The sequence below is a fragment of the Prevotella brunnea genome (assembly GCF_008016795.1).
Lineage (GTDB): Bacteria > Bacteroidota > Bacteroidia > Bacteroidales > Bacteroidaceae > Prevotella > Prevotella brunnea.
The window spans coordinates 25,369-43,749 of the sequence record NZ_SDIK01000006.1; the positions used below are offsets into that span (position 1 = coordinate 25,369).

The 18,381-nt window shown below is 45.4% G+C and carries 13 protein-coding genes and 1 tRNA gene; 9 read left to right on the forward strand and 5 right to left on the reverse strand.

All coding sequences use genetic code 11. The features are described from left to right. The first annotated feature begins 256 nt into the window (after positions 1-256). The 4 genes from ETF27_RS00620 (at position 257) to ETF27_RS00635 (ending at position 5,188) form a co-directional block, all read left to right on the forward strand. Positions 257-646, forward strand: a complete 390-nt coding sequence (locus ETF27_RS00620) for a PH domain-containing protein (RefSeq protein WP_147785313.1) — start codon at positions 257-259, stop codon at positions 644-646. Then, complete coding sequence (dacB, locus tag ETF27_RS00625; protein WP_130830392.1) at positions 643-1,959, forward strand: D-alanyl-D-alanine carboxypeptidase/D-alanyl-D-alanine endopeptidase; 1,317 nt, start codon at positions 643-645, stop codon at positions 1,957-1,959. Before ETF27_RS00620 ends, dacB begins: the two co-directional genes overlap by 4 nt. A 6-nt stretch (positions 1,960-1,965) precedes the next feature. Beyond that, positions 1,966-3,132, forward strand: coding sequence for a mechanosensitive ion channel family protein (locus ETF27_RS00630; RefSeq protein WP_130830391.1), 1,167 nt, complete (start codon positions 1,966-1,968; stop codon positions 3,130-3,132). Positions 3,133-3,202: 70 nt separating this feature from the next. Then, a complete protein-coding gene (locus ETF27_RS00635; RefSeq protein ID WP_130830390.1) occupies positions 3,203-5,188 on the forward strand; it encodes a glucosamine-6-phosphate deaminase in 1,986 nt (661 codons plus the stop codon). A 175-nt stretch (positions 5,189-5,363) separates the two neighbouring features. On the opposite strand, the gene ETF27_RS00640 is transcribed toward ETF27_RS00635, so the two are convergent. From ETF27_RS00640 to rsfS, 3 genes are read right to left on the reverse strand one after another with little or no spacing between them, the layout of a single operon-like run. Continuing rightward, positions 5,364-6,227, reverse strand: coding sequence for a phosphatidate cytidylyltransferase (locus ETF27_RS00640; RefSeq protein WP_130830389.1), 864 nt, complete (start codon positions 6,225-6,227; stop codon positions 5,364-5,366). Continuing rightward, positions 6,220-8,319: an ATP-dependent zinc metalloprotease FtsH gene (gene ftsH / locus ETF27_RS00645; RefSeq protein ID WP_130830388.1), complete on the reverse strand. Its 2,100-nt coding sequence runs from the start codon at positions 8,317-8,319 to the stop codon at positions 6,220-6,222. The genes ETF27_RS00640 and ftsH overlap by 8 nt, the downstream gene beginning before the upstream one ends. A 49-nt stretch (positions 8,320-8,368) precedes the next feature. Next, entirely contained in the window at positions 8,369-8,728 is a 360-nt protein-coding gene (rsfS, locus tag ETF27_RS00650; RefSeq protein ID WP_130830387.1) for a ribosome silencing factor, read from the reverse strand. Between the two features lie 473 nt (positions 8,729-9,201). Here rsfS and ETF27_RS00655 point away from each other — a divergent pair. After that, positions 9,202-9,275, forward strand: a tRNA-Gln gene (locus tag ETF27_RS00655). A gap of 192 nt (positions 9,276-9,467) precedes the next feature. Here the strand turns inward: ETF27_RS00655 and ETF27_RS00660 are convergent. Beyond that, positions 9,468-11,336, reverse strand: coding sequence for a DUF349 domain-containing protein (locus ETF27_RS00660; RefSeq protein WP_130830386.1), 1,869 nt, complete (start codon positions 11,334-11,336; stop codon positions 9,468-9,470). Positions 11,337-11,581: 245 nt separating this feature from the next. After that, positions 11,582-12,508 (reverse strand): magnesium transporter CorA family protein, encoded by a 927-nt coding sequence (locus ETF27_RS00665; RefSeq protein ID WP_130830385.1) that lies wholly within the window; start codon positions 12,506-12,508, stop codon positions 11,582-11,584. Positions 12,509-13,374: 866 nt separating this feature from the next. On the opposite strand from ETF27_RS00665, the gene lysS reads away from it, so the two are divergent. From lysS to ETF27_RS00685, 4 genes are all read left to right on the forward strand, one after another. Further along, on the forward strand, positions 13,375-15,111 hold the full coding sequence (gene lysS, locus ETF27_RS00670) for a lysine--tRNA ligase (RefSeq protein ID WP_147785314.1): 1,737 nt from the start codon (positions 13,375-13,377) through the stop codon (positions 15,109-15,111). A gap of 51 nt (positions 15,112-15,162) precedes the next feature. After that, entirely contained in the window at positions 15,163-16,158 is a 996-nt protein-coding gene (locus tag ETF27_RS00675; protein ID WP_130830383.1) for an NAD(P)H-dependent glycerol-3-phosphate dehydrogenase, read from the forward strand. A 4-nt stretch (positions 16,159-16,162) separates the two neighbouring features. After that, entirely contained in the window at positions 16,163-17,509 is a 1,347-nt protein-coding gene (locus ETF27_RS00680; protein WP_147785315.1) for a glucose-6-phosphate isomerase, read from the forward strand. Between the two features lie 81 nt (positions 17,510-17,590). Beyond that, on the forward strand, positions 17,591-18,310 hold the full coding sequence (locus ETF27_RS00685; RefSeq protein ID WP_147785316.1) for an HAD family hydrolase: 720 nt from the start codon (positions 17,591-17,593) through the stop codon (positions 18,308-18,310). The last annotated feature ends 71 nt before the right edge of the window (positions 18,311-18,381 follow it).

The window sequence follows — 18,381 nt, forward strand, 5'->3', positions numbered from 1 at the left end:
TTGCAAAAGGTAAGCTTTTGACTGCCAAAAGCTTACCTTTTGAAATGGAAGTTGTAAGGTGTTGAATTTCAAACGATTGCAGACTTCGTTTTTTTAAGTCCGTTTCTCAGTGCTTTTCGGCTGCCCGGAAGCCGGAGCTCTCTTTCAAAACACGAAGAGAAAATGCATTGGACATTCGGAGACCATAAATTGCCAATGAGCACTTTTCTGTCTGATTTTTTTTGTACTTTTGCAAGATGAACTTAGTTTCCGGAATATGAACAGAACCTTTGAACATCGCATAATGTTGCAAGAATGGTTGGCAATCGTGCTTTTTGCCGGTGCTTCCTTGTACTGCCTTCTCCATCGGGAGAGCTTTCTGCTTGTGGGCATGGGCATCTGCTTTGGTATAGCCACGTTTGTGTCCATCTTCAGAGTGATAGGCACTGCCTATACCATTACAACCGATGGGAAACTGATTATAGACCACGGCAGATTTCACCGTAAGAAGACCATTCCGCTGGATAGGATAGAACGATTGGAAGAACTGCCGTTAGCCTTTTCCTTGGGGAGTTACGTACTCTTGCATCTGAAGAGTGGGAAGGTTATCAGTCTGCAACCGTACAACCGAGAAGGGTTTATCGCTGAAATAGAGAAACGAATATGAAATTAAGATACATATATCTATTCTTGATGAGCATGCCGGCAGTGTTGCCTGTTACAGCTCAAGTGCGTTTGGATAGTGCCGAGGTGGCTCGCTCGATGAAAGGCGAAGAACCCAAAGCCTTAATCGTCGCGACCAATGAAGCCGAAGATGAAGCCGAAGAAGATGACGACTCGATAGCAAGTTTTCAAAACGACAGTGCACTCTCATGGCAGGAGAAGATAAAAGTTCGCTTGGACGGCATCTTACAAGGCGACCTGATGGAAACAACGCAGGTGGGAGTGCAGGTGTGGGATCTGACAGCAGACAGTTGTCTTTACGCCTATCGCCAACGCGCGCAGTTGCGACCGGGATCCACCATGAAACTAATAACCGCCATCACTGCTCTTTGCAGATTGGGGGCAGATTACAGCTTCAGCACGCGAATTTATTATACCGGAACCATCGACGATTCGCTCCATGTGCTCAATGGAGACATCTATTGCGTGGGAGGAATGGATCCAAAGATAAATAGTAGAGACATAACTGCAATTGCCGAGTCGGTGCGCGATTTGGGCATTACCACCATCAAAGGAAATTTCTATGCCGACCTCTCCTTTAAGGATAAAAAAGATTACGGAAGCGGCTGGTGTTGGGACGACAAGAACCCACTGCTGACACCACTGCTTGCCGGCAGGCACGACAATTTCATCACGCAACTCAGACATCGGCTTAGAGCAATGGGTATCGGGCACGAAGGAAGTGTGAACGAGCGAACGCTTCCCAAGGATGCGCAACTCATCACGACACGCTTCCATTCCATTGAAGAAGTCATGCACCGCATGATGAAAGAAAGCGACAATCTCTACGCCGAAGCCATATTCTATCAAATCGCTGCTGCCGGAGGAGGTGCGTGGAGCTCTGCCCGGCAGGCACGCGAAGAGACAAACAAGCTGATAAGAAAACTCGGATTAAATCCTTATCATTATCATGTGGCTGATGGTTCCGGGCTTTCCCTGTATAATTATGTCAGTCCGGAACTCGTAGTACGAATGTTGCGCCATGCCTATAAGAACAGCGATATTTACAACACGCTAATCGGGACGCTGCCTGTTGCCGGCGTTGATGGCACGCTGCGTAAGCGCATGCGACACACATCGGCGACAGGGAATGTGCGCGCCAAGACCGGTACGTTGAAGGGGGTCAGCTCACTGGCAGGCTATCTCACAGCCTCCAATGGGCACAGCCTGTGCTTTGCCATCATTCTCAATGGTGGGATGTATTCCGGTCCGGCACGCCGGTTGCAGAATAAAATATGTATAGCTTTAACTCAATAAGTGATTATGGATGATATCAGAATTTTTGTAGAGACAGTCCTAAACGCTCTCGGTTTACAGGGAGCTTCCGTACCGGTGGTCAGACATTTGCTGCTGGTAGTTATTGCCGTTTTTCTCACCTTGCTTTCCGGCTGGTTGTGCAGGAAGCTCTTGGTGCCGTTCGCTCTTCGGATAACAAAAAAGACGCCTTCGCAATGGGACGATGTCCTCTTCGATGAGAAAGTGCTCCTAACGGCATGCAGCATCGTTCCCGCTGTCGTTCTGTGGGAGCTGCTACCTATGGTTTTCTACCAATTCCCCATTGTCAGGGAAATGCTCACGCGACTTACGGCCGTCTATATTGTCATCAATTCCACACGCCTCATTGTACAAACCGTAAACCGGATCAGCCTCCTTGGTGGAGATAACGGAAGCTCTAAGAAACAATACATCAAGTCGTTTGTCGGTGTGCTACGCATCATTGTCATCTTCATTGCCGTCATTATCGTGATAGCCGTATTGATAAACAAAAGTCCGATGTCGCTTTTCGCCGGCTTGGGAGCAACATCTGCCATCTTGATGTTGGTCTTTAAGGACACCATTGAAGGATTGGTGGCAGGCATTCGACTGACAAGCAACGAGATGGTGAGTGTGGGCGATTGGATAACTGTTCCCGGAACTCCTGTGGATGGCAACGTGATTGATATAACACTCACGACGGTAAAGGTGCAACAATTCGACAACACCATTACCACCGTGCCTCCCATTACATTGGTAAACGGAGCGTTTCAGAACTGGAAAGGAATGCAGGACAATGGAAATCGACAAGTGAAACGCAAGATTTTCTTTGACGTAAAAAGTGTGAAACTCATCGATGAGGAGCTTCGTCGGAACTTGTTGGAGAAGCAACTTGCCAACCCCGAACAATTGAAAGAGAGCACAGTGAACATCGGACTGTTTCGCAGTTACCTTGAAGCCTATTTGAGGAAACGCACTGACGTGAATTCAAACATGACTTTAATGGCTCGTCAGCTTGAGGCAACGCAAAGCGGAACACCCATCGAACTGTATTTTTTCATAGGCACCACGGATTGGGTATCTTACGAAGCCTCTGTTTCCGATATTTTAGAACACATCTATGCCTATGCGCGGGAATTTGGATTGAATGTGTATCAGATGTTTCCGGAACAATAGAAGCGCAACGAAATGGCTTGAGAGGTGCAGTTGGGGATTAGCTGAAAAAACAGAAAAGGAGGTAATGACAATGGCTTCAGAGACAAGAAAAAATATAGTTTGCAACAGAATACCGGAGAAATTTTACAATCCCCGGACGGCAGTTGAGCAATCGGAGCTTACGCGCTTCGAGAATATTCCCACATCAATATTCCCAACAGTGGAAGGGGGAGCAGAAAAGGTGGCAGATACCATTGAACGCACCATCAGAATACGACAAGAGGCAGGTGAGCCTTGTGTGCTTCTCTTAGGTACGGGCAATTCTCTAACGCCCATATTCAACGCATTGGTAGCCAAACATCGGAAAGGATTGAGCTTCTCCAACGTAATCATCTTCAATGCTTACGAATATTATCCTTTGAAGGATGAGGGACAGAATTCTGCCATGTGCCAGTTACGCGAGCGGTTGTTAAACCATATCGACGTGAAACCTCAAAATATCATGTCGCCCGATGGACATGCTCCACAAGATAAGGTTCAGGCACATTGTCGTCTTTACGAACATCGGATTAGTAGCTACGAACGTATTGACATTGCGTTATTGGGGATTGGCAGGATGGGAAATATCGCCGCGAATGAACCGGGGTCGGGCATCACCTCCACAACGCGTCTTATCTTAATCGACAACACAGTCCGACAGGAAATGACCTTGAGTTTCGGATCACCGGATCGAGTGCCTCCTTGCTCGATTACGGTCGGGGTGCAGACCATTTTGCGAGCTGAAAGAATCTTCCTCGCGGCATGGGGAGATGAAAAGGCAGAGATTATACAAAAAACGGTGGAGGGAAAAATGACAGAAACATTTCCTGCCACTTTTCTGCAATCCCACGGAAACGCACAAGTGATTACCGACATGGCAGCCGCAGGCAGACTGACCCGCGTGGTTCATCCATGGTTGGTGGCTGATTGCGACTGGAACGACAAGCTGACGCGTGCGGCATTGGTCTGGTTGTGTGGCATAACGGGCAAGCCGATATTAAAACTTACCAATAAGGATTACAATGAGCATGGGCTTTCTGAGCTATTGGCTTTATATGGTTCTGCCTATAATGCCAACATAAAGATATTCAACGATTTGCAACATACCATAACCGGGTGGCCCGGTGGTAAACCCAACACCGAAGATGCCTATCGCCCGGAACGTTCAAAGCCTTTCCCGAAACGTGTGCTGGTATTTTCTCCCCATCCCGATGATGACGTTATTTCCATGGGAGGCACACTGCGCAAACTCGTAGAGCAGGGACATGATGTTCATGTGGGTTATCAAACCAGTGGGAACATCGCCGTAAACGATGAGGAAGTGATGCGTTATATGCACTTCGTCAATGGATTTAATAAGTTGTTCGGTACTGATAAAAATGAAGTAATAAGGGGTAAATACAAGGATATAAAAGATTTCCTGCTTGCCAAGAAAGAAGGGGATACAGACCCGAAAGATATTCTCGCCATCAAAGGACTCATACGCCGTGGAGAGGCACGCACCGCCTGTGCGTTCAATCACCTGCTTCCAACTCATGTCCACTTTCTCGACATGCCATTCTATGAGAGTGGAAAGATAGAAAAGTTTCCCATGTCGGAAGCTGATGTGAAGATTGTGCGCAACCTAATGGTTAAAGTCAAGCCTCATCAGATTTATGTTGCGGGCGATTTGGCAGACCCACACGGCACGCATCAAAAATGTACTGAGGCTGTACTAACAGCTATCGAAGAAGAAAAAAAAGCAAACGCAAGCTGGATATCCGATTGCAGAATCTGGATGTATCGGGGTGCATGGGCAGAATGGGAGATAGAGAATATAGAAATGTGCGTCCCAATGAGCCCGGAAGAGCTGCGAGCAAAGCGAGACAGTATTCTGAAGCATCAAAGTCAGATGGAAAACGCACCGTTCTTGGGCAACGATGAACGACTTTTTTGGCAACGCGCGGAAGACAGAAATCGTGGAACGGCAACCATCTATGATAAATTGGGGTTAGCTTGTTACGAGGCAATGGAGGCATTTGTGGAATATAAGCCTTAGCCACGGTATATTAGAACGAAACTATCTGCATTTATTCATTTATCCGACTGCACAGATTGCATACCGCATACCCACCTAATTTCTCCCACGTCACACGAGATGAACCGGTGTTTGCTCTAAAGCGGCATAGAAATGATTTTTTCTAAACCCTTTAGAGCGAAGACAGACAACTTTTTCAGAAAATAGTCAGTGCATAAAGATACACCACAGCTGCTGGAAGAGCCATCAGCGATGAATCGAATCGGTCGAGCATACCACCATGACCGGGCAAAATATTACCGCTATCCTTTACACCCAGTGTGCGCTTGAAAAGACTTTCTACCAAATCGCCCCATGTACCGAATACAGCAACAACGATACCCAACCCTATCCACTGTGGAATGGTGAGCATATTGACGTTGCCATCTTTTCCGGTGAAATAGCCTATCAACACCGCCACCGCAATTACGAGGATGCCACCTCCAATACTGCCCTCCCAAGTCTTTGCAGGGCTGATGCGCGGAAAGAGTTTGTGCTTTCCGAAAAGCGATCCTGAACAATATGCGCCTGTGTCGTTGGTCCACAAAAAGATGAACACGCTCAAGGGCAAAAGCAGGTCGATGGTTGTCTGTCCATTGAGATCGTGCTGAAATGCCAGAATGTTAATCATCGAAATGGGAAGGACAATATACATTTGTCCCAACATCGTGTAAGCCCAATTCAAGATGGGATTCTCGTTCTTTAGATAAAGCTCTGACAGGAAAAGATAAATAATGGTAAGAATATAGGGTACAAACACGCTGAAACCCTCAACAAAGCCTAACCGCTGACCGGCTAAAGCAACGAAGAAGTAAACCCCCGCGACAGTAGAGATAAACCGATTAATATTCACATGCTCCATTTGTGAAACAAGTGTCGTAAACTCCCACAACGTCAGCCCGGTGATAGTAGCAAACAACAACACCATATAATGGGGAGAAAGAAAGCCTGCCACCATGATTGTCACGAAAAGCACACCGGTAACGGCGCGTGTTATCAGATTTTTTTGCTTGTCAGTCATTCTCTTTCCGGGTATTTTGCGATTGCTCAGAAGTGGTATCGACAGCCTTTTCGCTTTCTGTTTGAGAATTATTCTCGCCTGTCTTTACAGCCGCCTCGTGATCGGCTTGCGCTTGTTTCACCTCATCCGGCATATCCTCCAATCTAAGTTCAGACTTTTCCTCCAAGTCCATCAATTCCTGAGTGCGACTTACCCATGGACGTTTCCCGAATATTTCCTCCACGTCTTCAGCCATAATCACCTCTCGCTCTATGAGGATTTGAGCCAAGCGGTTGTGTCCTTCCTTATGTTCGGACAAAATGTGTTTGGCGCGTGCATACTCATCATTTATCATCTTTAACACTTCTTCGTCTATCGCCTTAGCAGTGGTTTCCGAATAAGGCTTTTGGAAACCCGGATCTTGATTGTTGTAATAACAAATATTGGGCAGTTTATCGCTCATCCCCGCATAGGCTATCATGCCAAACGCGCTCTTCGTGGCACGTTCGAGGTCGTTCATGGCACCGGTTGAGATGTGCCCGGTAAACAATTCCTCCGCAGCTCGTCCACCAAGGAGCGAGCACATCTCATCGAGCATTTGCTCCTTCGTCGTGATGGGGCGTTCTTCGGGCAGATACCATGCTGCACCCAGTGCCTGCCCACGAGGAACAATGCTTACTTTCACAAGCGGATTGGCATGTTCACAGAACCAACTGACGGTGGCATGCCCTGCTTCATGGAGGGCTATGGTGCGTTTCTCCTCCGCCGTGAGTATCTTCGTTTTCTTCTCCAACCCTCCAATGATGCGATCAACGGCATCAAGGAAATCTTGTTTGCCTACGACTCGCTTATTGTGTCTCGCCGCTATCAGCGCAGCCTCATTGCATACGTTGGCTATATCGGCACCAGAAAACCCAGGGGTCTGACGCGCCAAAAGGTCTATATCCAAATTTTTATCGAGTTTCAGAGGACGCAAATGCACTTGGAATATCGCCTTGCGCTCCGGAAGGTCGGGCAAATCAACGTGTATCTGCCTGTCGAATCGTCCGGCACGGAGCAATGCCTTGTCGAGCATATCAACGCGGTTGGTGGCAGCCAACACAATCACGCCACTATTTGTGCCAAAGCCGTCCATCTCGGTAAGTAGCGCATTCAGCGTATTCTCACGCTCATCGTTGCCACCCATGGATGGATTTTTTGACCTCGCGCGACCTACGGCATCTATCTCGTCAATAAAAATAATGCACGGAGCTTTCTCTTTTGCCTGACGGAACACATCTCTTACCCTGCTTGCACCAACTCCAACGAACATTTCCACGAAGTCAGATCCGCTCATGGAGAAGAAGGGTGAGCCGGCTTCTCCTGCCACGGCTTTGGCAAGGAGCGTCTTACCGGTTCCCGGCGGTCCAACAAGGAGTGCTCCCTTTGGTATCTTACCTCCCAACTCGGTGTATTTCTTGGGGTTTTTAAGAAACTCCACAATCTCTTGCACTTCCTGTTTGGCTCCTTCCTGACCTGCCACATCCTTAAAGGTTATCCCCAATTCACCGGCTTTTTCATACAGTCTGGCTTTCGACTTGCCTACGCTGAACACACCGTTACCACCACCGGCTCCTCCGCTCATTCGGCGCATGATGAAAATCCAAAATCCAATGATGAAAATCCATGGAATAAGACTGATTAGGATATCCTTAAATCCATTCTCGTCTTTGTTCTCATAGCTGTAACCTTGAATTTTTCGATTCTTCACAGCGGCGTTGAGGAATGTCTCAAGATTATCGATGGAGCCTATTTCAACAGTGATGTATGGATTGTTGCCAACCTGTGCCGTGCCCCGCTTGAAAATTTCCCGGATATGATCGGGACTGACATACATTTTTAGTGAGCTCTCGTTCTTATTGATTACAACTCGAGTGGCATAACCTTTATTAATATATGTCTGAAAAGTAGTATAATCTTTTCTGATGCTATCCCCACCTTCGAACATGTTTTCCGGACCGCCCGTTGTGAAGAATATCAACGCGAAAATAATGGCAAGCACATAGAGCCAGTTCATGTTGAACTTTGGCATTTTCGGCATGTTGGGTTTGTTGTCCAAATTCTGATTGTCCATTTACATAAATTTATTGATTATTAAAATCCGACCGTTCCGACATCCATCCTCAGTCTAAATCAGCTATTGAGGTGAGTGTAGCGTCTTCCCAAAGATGCTCAAGGTCATAATAAGTCCGGGTTTCCGGAACAAAAACATGAACCAAAACATCGACAAAATCCATGGCAACCCATTTGTTGTTGCCCAACCCTACGCAATTCACGGGTTTTTCTCCATTCCGCTCGCGAACATAGTCGCCTACCGATTCTGCGATAGCTTCTACCTGTTGGGGGGAGTTACCGTGACAAATGACGAAATAATGGCAAATGGTGCCATCGATCTTCGACAAATCTGCAATTACTATGCCATGTCCCTTTTTGTCTTGAATGCCTTTTGTTATGGAATCTAATAATCTCTGTGTTTCGTTCATTAATAGTTCTTAAATTATGTGCCACAAAGATAGTGCAATTCGCTTGAAAGGCAAAATAAATTTGTTTTATTTTGCAAATTATATCACCGATTTCGCTATCTTTTCCAAATAAACAGAAAGTGTTCGTAAAAAAGAGATGGAAACGAGGGACAATGAACGTCAAAAACATGCACTGAATAGCAGGAGCTTAGATATTACATTTTAAAAACTAAACTTTTAAAATCAGATTTATAACGGGGTTATTTTCAATGTTATACAAAACGTATTATTTGTTATGGACAAACGTTTTCCTTATTTGAAGTGAAGCTCGTATCTTTGATGTGCGGAATGTCTATTTTCCGTGCTGACAAACTAACACTCAAGCAAGGTGTCATGGTGGAATAAACTTTTTTTGAAAAAACGAGTAGATTTATTTGGAAGTTCATAAAAAACGCAGTATCTTTGCATCACGATAACATAGAATTATGTTCTATTGGGATATGGTGTAATGGTAACACTACAGATTCTGGTCCTGTCATTCCTGGTTCGAATCCGGGTATCCCAACCATCAATAATAAAAAAGCCTGCTTGTCCGAGCAGGCTTTTTTATTATTGCCACGCAGGGGATTGACTGTGCAAAGCTGTTCGGTATATCCGAAGCCAACATACTGCCATCTTTCAAAAAAACGCTATCAACGTCTTCTTGTTGATAGCGGTTTTTAAAAGTTCGCATTTAGTTATGAGCCCTTACGAGCTGGCACTATTCTTTATTTTCGGCATCAATGGCTTTTATTTTCTGCTTAGTCTCCTCCATATCGTCTTTCAACTTTTGAATGCGTCGTTTCATGTCATCAATCAAGCTGTTGCCTTTCTTACTACTGATATTGAGGAAACCGAGGTTATTTTCGTAGGTATTGATCTCCTGCTTCAATTGTTCGTATCGGCGCAGCAGTCTTCCACGTTCGTTATCCAGCGCGTTTGCCCCACGGTCGGCAACTTTCTTGAGGTTGTTTTTGAAATTGTTAATTCTGCGTTGCGAAGCAGTGATGTTCAGTTCCTTGTAGAGTTTGTCGAGAATATCGTGATAAGCCTTATAGACCTTATCTTTCTCTTTGAATGGAACGTGCCCAATCTCATTAAACTCGTCTGATAACCGACGCACTTTTTCCTGTATGTTCTCAGCCTCTGTTTCCAACAACTGAGAAAGTTGTTCGATGACTTGTTTCTTCTTCGCAAGATTTTCTTGTTCTTCGCTGCGAACGTCTGCATGTGCCGCATTGCGAGCATCGAAGAAATGATTGCAAGCCGACAAAAAGTCGTTCCACAGTTGATCGCCATATTTCCGCGGTACCATACCGATGGTTTTCCATTCCTTTTGCAGTGCTATCAATTTTTCGGTTGTTTTCTTCCAATCCGTGGAATCCTTGAGTGCTTCTGCTTGTTCCACCAACGCTTTCTTTTTCTCCGCATTTTCTGCAAACTGCTGTTTCAACTTCTTGAAGAACTCTCCTTTCCTTTCAAAAAAGTCATCGCATGCCTTTCGGAATCGCTCATAGATTTTCACATTCATCTTTTGAGGGGCGAATCCAATGGTCTTCCATTCTTTTTGAATTTCGATAATCTCCTTGGTCGCGTTTTCCCAATCGGCAGAACCTTTGTTCTCGCGTGCTAAGATGGCTTCCAGTTTTTCGCACAGCGAGGTTTTCTTGGTAAGATTTTCTTCCTCACGCGCCCGAAGGTTCTCAAAGTGTTGCTGGTGGCGTTTGTTTATGATGGTGCTTGCAGCCTTGAAGCGAGTCCAGATTGCTTCGCGCAAGTCTTTGTCCACCGGTCCGGTTTCTCTGAATTCCTGATGAAGTTCTTGCAGCTGATGAAACGCGCTGACCACGTCCTCTTCACTACCTAAACGCTCGGCAGCCTCACAGAGTTGGGTCTTTTTCTCCAAGTTCTTTTTGAAGTCGTATTCTCTGGCTTCCCGATTAAGGTTGAGCAGGTCGTAGAACTGTTCGATGTAGAGCTGATAGTTGCGCCACAACTCGTTGTTTTTTTCAGGTGGAACAGGCTTTACGGCTTTCCATTCTTGCTGCAAGGCTTTTACCTCTTGGAAGTTCTTGTTGGCTTCTTCCGGCGTAGTTGCCATGGATTTCAATTTTTCAAGGATAGCCTCTTTGCGTTGAAGGTTTTCCTGTTTTAATGTTTCTTGTTCCAAGAAAGCTTTTTGTCGTTTCTCTTTGATAACAGACATGGCAGCCTTGAAGTTCTCTTCGTCTTCGTCCGGAAATATCTGATACTTCTCAGGGTCGCCACCCTCCTCAATATAAGTTTTTTGTTTGGCTTCTCTTTCCGCGAGATGCATTTTGTAGAACGCGGTCTTCAAGTGTTCCACTTCCGTTCTGTCGGGGGTTTCATCGGCGATTGAGATTTCCTTGATGCGTTCTGCGATTTCTTTTTTTGAGGTGTAGTTTTTAGTTTTCTTCTGCTCGGGACTTGTCGTGTCCGCATTTTCCGCAGCATTGGATTTCGTGTTTTCTTCCACTACATCATCTTTCACCTCTTGTTCTGCAACATTCTCTTGCTGCTTTACATCTTCTGTTCCCTTGTTTAGGGAATTCTCTTGAGAGTCCATCATGTCACTTTTTTTAGTTTATGATTTGGGTTTATCCTTTACTTGTGTTCATAGTTCGCTACTCTTGTAGCGAGTTATGCGCATGAAACAATTGTTATAAAGTGCAAACTTAGATAAAAAGTTTTAATCTGCCTAATTTATAATCGTATTTTTTCTATCTATTTTCTCTTTTCTGACCGGCAGCCGGTCGGTAGTTGGTTTTGATTGGATGAGTTCTTTTTATAATTATGGTGTAATTCCATGGAGTTTTAAATGAGTCGTTTGTGTCGCAAAATCCACCAAGATGCACCGGAAACGAAGACCGAGATAAGCATTGCCACTGCAAATCCCCATTTGCTTTGTTCCATTCCGTTGATGACATTCATTCCGAAAAGCGAAGCAATGAGCGTTGGAAACATCATGATGATGGAAACCGAGGTGAGCGTACGCATCACGGTGTTCATGTTGTTGTTAATGATACTTGAATAGGTGTCCATCGTAGATTCGAGAATGTCCGAGTAAATGCTCGCTGTCTCTCTCGCCTGACTCATCTCGATGTTTACGTCCTCGATGAGGTCGGCATCCAACTCATCCACTTGCAGTTTGAATTTCAGCTTCGCCAGCAGGTTCTCGTTGCCACGTATGGAGGTAACGAAATAGGTAAGCGAATCTTGCAGACGGCTCAATCCTATGAGGCTCTCGTTGTTAATCTCCCGGTCCAAATTATGCTTAGCTTTGTCGATGAGGTTGCTGATTTGTTTCAACCGTTTCAGATACCACACTGCGGAACATAGGAAGAGACGGAATATCATGTCCACATAGTCGGTAAATCCCTCACCGCGTTTCTGCTGATAAGAAACGAAGTCGAGCATCATGTTTGTCTCGAAGTTGCAGACAGTTATGGTGACGTCACGTTTGTGTATGATACCCAATGGAACGGTGGTATAGGGTGTTCTTGAGCGTATTTCCTTGACGTAAGGAATGCGCAGGATGATGAGCATCCAACCATCATCGTATTCATAGCGAGCACGCTCATCGGTATCGCTGATGTCCGATAGGAAATAGTCCGGTATGTCGTAGGTTTCTTCCAGTTCTTGCTGTTCCTGCTCTGTGGGGCAGGTAACTTGAATCCAACAATTAGACTGCCATTCTTTGATGGTAGTTAGGGGTCCGCTAATGTTCCAGTATGTTTTCATTTGCTAATCTCCGCATAAATTTTGGGTGGGGATTAGCAACGCTTAAGTTACAATCCTCACGTTAAGAAACAAAATGTATTCGCGTGATAATCGTCCATTCGAATTCAAAATTAGTTTTCGAGTGCAAAAATAGCCATAATATTCCGTTCTGCCAAGTAAAATATCGGTTTTTTATTCTTAATTATCAGCTCATCGATCGAAAAAATGATGGGCAGGAGTCTGTGTAAAGAATGTGCTGTATCAATTAACTCCGAATGTTTAATGAAACCACCTTCACTCGGACATTTTCTGCGTTTTCGCTATCGAGCCATAGCTCCGGATGATTCAGTGAAATTATCTTCAATGCACACAAAAGGATGATAAACAAAGGATTTCCTCCTTTTTCCCAAATCATTAAGCACAATTGAACCATTTGGAATCAATGAACTAAAATCGGGCATTAAGATTTCTCTGCGTTGTATGATGGTGAGAAATTTTTATCTTTTCCCAATGGCGTCCTAATCATCACGAAATTATATTACAAAAACCGTATCAGGGACACGTTTTGTAATCTATTGATAATCAAGATGATATTGGTTGCTATTTAAAAGCTTACCTTTTGCATTGCAATTCATGACCTTTTGCACTGCAAAAGCTTACCTTTTGGAAAGCAAAAACTAAGCTTTGGATGGATGAATGAAGAAAATTTAGTACATTATTGAACTTTTCCCATATCGCCGGGAAGGATTTTCGCGTTTTCAGTGTCCTCGCTAAATATGCCATTTAACGGAAGAACCATAAAAAAGATAAAAAGCCCGAGAGTTTGCAAATAATTTAGTACATTTGCAAATCAATATATAGAATTATAATTCGAGTTTTAAGAAAGCATGAACGTTTTAGAATTATCAGAACAAGAGATTGTACGCCGCCACAGTTTGCAGGAATTACGCAACATGGGGGTTGAGCCATATCCGGCGGCAGAGTATCCGACGAACGCATATTCCACCGACATAAAATCAGAATTTAAGGAAGACGAGAAACGGGAGGTCGTGATTGCGGGTCGTCTTATGGGGCGTCGCGTAATGGGAAAGGCATCTTTCGCAGAAATACAGGACAGCAAAGGCAGAATACAGGTATATGTTACTCGCGATGAGATTTGTCCGGACGAGAACAAAGACGCTTACAACGTTGTTTTCAAAAAGTTGCTAGACATCGGCGATTTCATTGGGGTGAAAGGCTACGTGTTCAAGACTCAGATGGGCGAGATTTCCGTACACGCCGAGGAAATTACATTGCTATCGAAGAGTCTGACCCCACTACCCGTCGTGAAATATAAAGACGGAGTAGCTTACGACAAGTTCGACGACCCGGAGTTGCGCTATCGCCGCCGTTACGTCGATCTTGTGGTAAACGAAGGCGTAAAAGATACTTTTCTCAAGCGAGCAACGGTATTGCGCACCATGCGCAACTTCTTCGATGAAGCAGGTTACACAGAGGTGGAAACGCCCACTTTGCAAAGCATTGCCGGAGGAGCCAGCGCACGTCCGTTCATCACACATTTCAACGCGCTGAACGTTGATATGTATATGCGCATTGCCACAGAATTATATCTGAAAAGGCTCATTGTCGGAGGCTTTGAGGGAGTTTACGAAATAGGAAAGAACTTCCGCAACGAGGGCATGGATCGTTTCCATAATCCTGAATTTACATGTATGGAACTATATGTTCAGTACAAGGATTACCAATGGATGATGGGCTTCACGGAGAGATTGCTCGAGAAGATTTGCATGGAAGTGAACGGTACGACAGAAGTACAGGTGGGCGAACATCTCATCAGCTTTAAGGCTCCATTCCGCCGATTGCCCATCCTTGACGCCATTAAGGAGAAGACGGGTTTCGACTTGTACGGCAAGAGTGAAGATGAAATACGCCATATCGCCGTGGATGAATTGAAAATGGAAAGCATAGACGAGAGCTTCGGCAAAGGAAAACTCATTGATGAAATCTTTGGCGAGTACTGCGAGGGCACGTTCATCCAACCAACATTCATCATCGACTACCCCGTGGAAATGTCGCCACTGACGAAAATGCACCGCTCGAAGCCCGGACTCACAGAACGTTTCGAGCTGATGGTGAACGGCAAGGAACTGGCAAACGCTTATTCGGAGCTTAACGATCCATTAGACCAAGAAGAACGCTTTAAGGACCAAATGCGATTGGCTGACAAAGGCGATGACGAGGCAATGATTATCGACCAAGACTTCCTGCGCGCGCTTCGCTACGGTATGCCACCAACATCGGGCATCGGTATCGGCATCGACCGATTGGTAATGCTCATGACCGGCAAGGAATACATTCAGGAGGTGCTTCTCTTTCCACAAATGAAGCCGGAAGCCAAAATGCCACAAAGCAGCATAAAGGAATGGGCGGAAATAGGAGTGGAAGAAAACTGGGTTTACGTGCTTCGCAAATGCGGTTTCAATCTTATTCAAAACATCAAAGAAGAAAAAGCACAAGGCTTACAACAGAAAATAGGTGAGATTAACAAAAAGTATAAGTTGGGCTACGACAAACCATCGGTTGAGGACATTCAGCAGTGGATTGACAAAGCCAATCAAAAATAAAGCGTAAAAAGTAAAGACGCAAAACTCGTTTTGCTCTTTTACCTTTTCAATATGTACGAAGTAGGAAACATAGCCATCATTGGAAGCGGCAGTTGGGCAACCGCCATCGCGAAGATAGTGGTGGAACATACGCACCACATCGGTTGGTACTTCCGGAGAGACGAATCAATAGCAGACTTTCGTCGCCTCGGACACAACCCGACCTATCTGACAAGCGCACACTTCGATTTGAACGAAGTAACCTTGTCTTCCGATATTAATCGGTTGGTGCAGGACTATGATACGCTAATCTTTGTTACGCCTTCGCCTTATCTGAAATCAATATTGAAAAAGGTAAAGACCAAACTCAACAATAAATTCATCGTAACAGCTATTAAGGGTATCGTTCCCGATGAGAATTTGGTGTGCTCCGAATACTTCCACAAGGTGTATCATGTTCCGGAAGACAACCTCGCCGTAATCGGTGGCCCATCTCATGCCGAAGAAGTGGCAATGGAACGCCTGACCTATCTCACCGTAGGCTGTTCCGATCAAGAGAAAGCAAAGGCCATGACGGAAGTCTTGGCTTCCAACTACGTGAAGACCAAGACATCGCCCGATGTGCTCGGCATTGAATACGCTTCCGTGTTGAAGAACGTTTATGCCATCGCTTCCGGTATTTGTGCCGGACTGCAATATGGCGACAACTTCCAATCGGTAATCATCTCAAATGCCATGCAAGAAATGGAACGAGCCTTGACAGCACTCAACCCCATTCCACGCTCAATGATCGACAGTGTTTATTTAGGCGACCAGCTCGTTACGGGCTACAGTAACTTCAGTCGTAATCGCACGTTCGGCATGATGATAGGCAAGGGCTACAGCGTGAAATCGGCTCAAGTGGAAATGGAAATGATTGCAGAAGGCTACTTCGGAACAAAGTGCATGAAAGAAATCAACAGGCACTTACATGTGAACATGCCAATTTTAGATGCAGTTTACAACATTCTTTACGAACGTATCAGTCCACAAGTTGAAATAAAATTATTAACAGATTCATTCAGGTAAACAGATGGAAAGTATCAAATTAGACATTACCAAAGCTGCTCAGTTCTTAAATCCGGGCACAGTAGAAACATACGCTCCACAGGTGGCTAAGGCACAGGAAGCACTTGAAAACGGAACGTGTCAGGGGAACGACTTCCTTGGTTGGCTACATCTGCCGTCAGAAACCAACGAAGCATTCTTGAGCGAAATACAGACTGTCGCAGATACATTGCGAGAGAAGTGCGAAGTAGTGGTGGTGGCAGGCATCGGAGGTTCATATTTGGGTGCACGTGCCATAATAGAAGCATTGGGTAACAGCTTCGCTTGGCTCTTGAAGGATGAAAAAAATCCTACCCTTCTCTTCGCAGGTAACAACATCGGAGAGGACTATCTCCATGAACTGACAGAATACCTGAAAGACAAGCGATTTGGCGTTATCAACATTTCAAAGTCGGGAACAACCACGGAAACAGCTCTCGCTTTCCGACTGTTGAAGAAACAATGTGAAGCTCAACGTGGGAAAGATACTGCCAAAGAGGTTATCATTGCCATCACCGATGCAACAAAGGGAGCAGCGCGGAAGGCAGCGACACAAGAAGGCTACAAAACATTTGTCATTCCCGACAATGTTGGGGGACGTTTCTCGGTTCTCACCCCGGTGGGCTTACTTCCCATTGCCGTTGCAGGCTTCGACATCAAACTGTTGATGGACGGTGCACGCACGATGGAGAAAGAAACGGCCATCGATGTTCCTTTCGAGGAGAATATCGCGGCACGCTACGCAGCCGTGCGTCAGGCTCTTTACACACAGGCAGGCAAGAAGATAGAGATCATTGCCAACTTCCAACCGAAACTACACTTCATGGCTGAATGGTGGAAACAGCTCTACGGAGAAAGCGAAGGAAAGCAATCAAAGGGAATTTTCCCGGCGGCTTGCGACTTCACAACCGACCTTCACTCCATGGGACAGTGGATACAAGAGGGCGAACGCACTATCTTCGAGACCGTTTTGTCGGTAGAAGAACCCAATAAAAAACTTCTTTTCCCACACGATGAAGAAAATCTTGACGGACTGAATTTTCTCGAGGGCAAACGTGTTGATGAGGTAAACAAAATGGCTGAGTTGGGAACTCGATTGGCACACGTTGATGGTGGGGTGCCGAACATTCGCGTTAGTATTCCCAAACTGAATGAATACTATATCGGCCAACTCATCTACTTCTTTGAGAAAGCTTGTGGAATTAGCGGAATCGTTCAAGGCGTAAACCCATTCAACCAGCCGGGCGTGGAAGCCTACAAGAAGAATATGTTTGCTTTGCTCAACAAGCCGGGTTATGAGGCAGAGAGTAAGGCTATAAAAGAGAGGCTTTAAGCTCTTTCATCTCCAATTAATTCCCTCACCCTTTCTTGAAAAAGAACTGATGGGGGAATCCTATTTTTAATGGTATAAAATATGTTTCAAGAAGCGATCCAAAGATATAACGAAAAATCGGCTATTCCGTTCTCTCCGAAAGTTGTGTTGTTCGATATGGATGGGGTGCTCTACGACTCCATGCCCAATCACGCACAAGTGTGGATGTTGGCAATGAAAGCGCACGGCATCAGGTTCTCTGCCAAGGACGCATACGCCACAGAGGGGGCTCGTGGCGTGGATACCATTCAGAAATATGCCAAAGAACAGCTCAAAAAAGACCTTTCAGAGGAAGAGGCTGAAGCCATTTATGAATTGAAAGCCGGGCTTTTCCACGAATTACTACCACCTCCTATCTTCGATGGTGTAAAGGATTTGATGCGAAAAATAAAGGCAGATGGACTGCGGATTGGCGTTGTTACCGGAAGTGGACAGCGAAAACTCATACAACGACTGCTCGATGATTTCAGCGACTTTCTCTCCGAAGACCAAATCACTACTGCTTTCGATGTAAAACGTGGCAAGCCTAATCCTGACCCTTATCTTGCCGGATTGAAACGAGCAGGCAACTATGCCCCGAACGAAGGCATCGTGATTGAAAACGCGCCTCTTGGGGTTCGTGCCGGCGTGGCAGCGCGATGTTTTACCATTGCAGTTAACAGCGGACCGCTTCCCAATTCCGCATTGACCGATGAGGGTGCCGACATACTTTTCCCCTCTATCCGCCAATTGGCTGATAGCTGGGAACAATTAATAAGGTAAATGGTGTTGTGTCGTTAGCGTGGTATCGCTATCCATATCGGCTATCCGAAATCTCGTCCGAGACAGCTGTT

Coding starts and splice junctions, on each gene's coding strand:
- ETF27_RS00630 (WP_130830391.1), top strand. CDS start 1,966: ATGGATGATATCAGAATTTTTGTAGAGACAGTCCTAAACGCTCTCGGT.
- ETF27_RS00620 (WP_147785313.1), top strand. CDS start 257: ATGAACAGAACCTTTGAACATCGCATAATGTTGCAAGAATGGTTGGCA.
- ETF27_RS00680 (WP_147785315.1), top strand. CDS start 16,163: ATGGAAAGTATCAAATTAGACATTACCAAAGCTGCTCAGTTCTTAAAT.
- ETF27_RS00635 (WP_130830390.1), top strand. CDS start 3,203: ATGGCTTCAGAGACAAGAAAAAATATAGTTTGCAACAGAATACCGGAG.
- ETF27_RS00660 (WP_130830386.1), bottom strand. CDS start 11,336: ATGATGGACTCTCAAGAGAATTCCCTAAACAAGGGAACAGAAGATGTA.
- rsfS (WP_130830387.1), bottom strand. CDS start 8,728: ATGAACGAAACACAGAGATTATTAGATTCCATAACAAAAGGCATTCAA.
- ETF27_RS00685 (WP_147785316.1), top strand. CDS start 17,591: ATGTTTCAAGAAGCGATCCAAAGATATAACGAAAAATCGGCTATTCCG.
- ETF27_RS00640 (WP_130830389.1), bottom strand. CDS start 6,227: ATGACTGACAAGCAAAAAAATCTGATAACACGCGCCGTTACCGGTGTG.
- ETF27_RS00665 (WP_130830385.1), bottom strand. CDS start 12,508: ATGAAAACATACTGGAACATTAGCGGACCCCTAACTACCATCAAAGAA.
- lysS (WP_147785314.1), top strand. CDS start 13,375: ATGAACGTTTTAGAATTATCAGAACAAGAGATTGTACGCCGCCACAGT.
- ftsH (WP_130830388.1), bottom strand. CDS start 8,319: ATGGACAATCAGAATTTGGACAACAAACCCAACATGCCGAAAATGCCA.
- dacB (WP_130830392.1), top strand. CDS start 643: ATGAAATTAAGATACATATATCTATTCTTGATGAGCATGCCGGCAGTG.
- ETF27_RS00675 (WP_130830383.1), top strand. CDS start 15,163: ATGTACGAAGTAGGAAACATAGCCATCATTGGAAGCGGCAGTTGGGCA.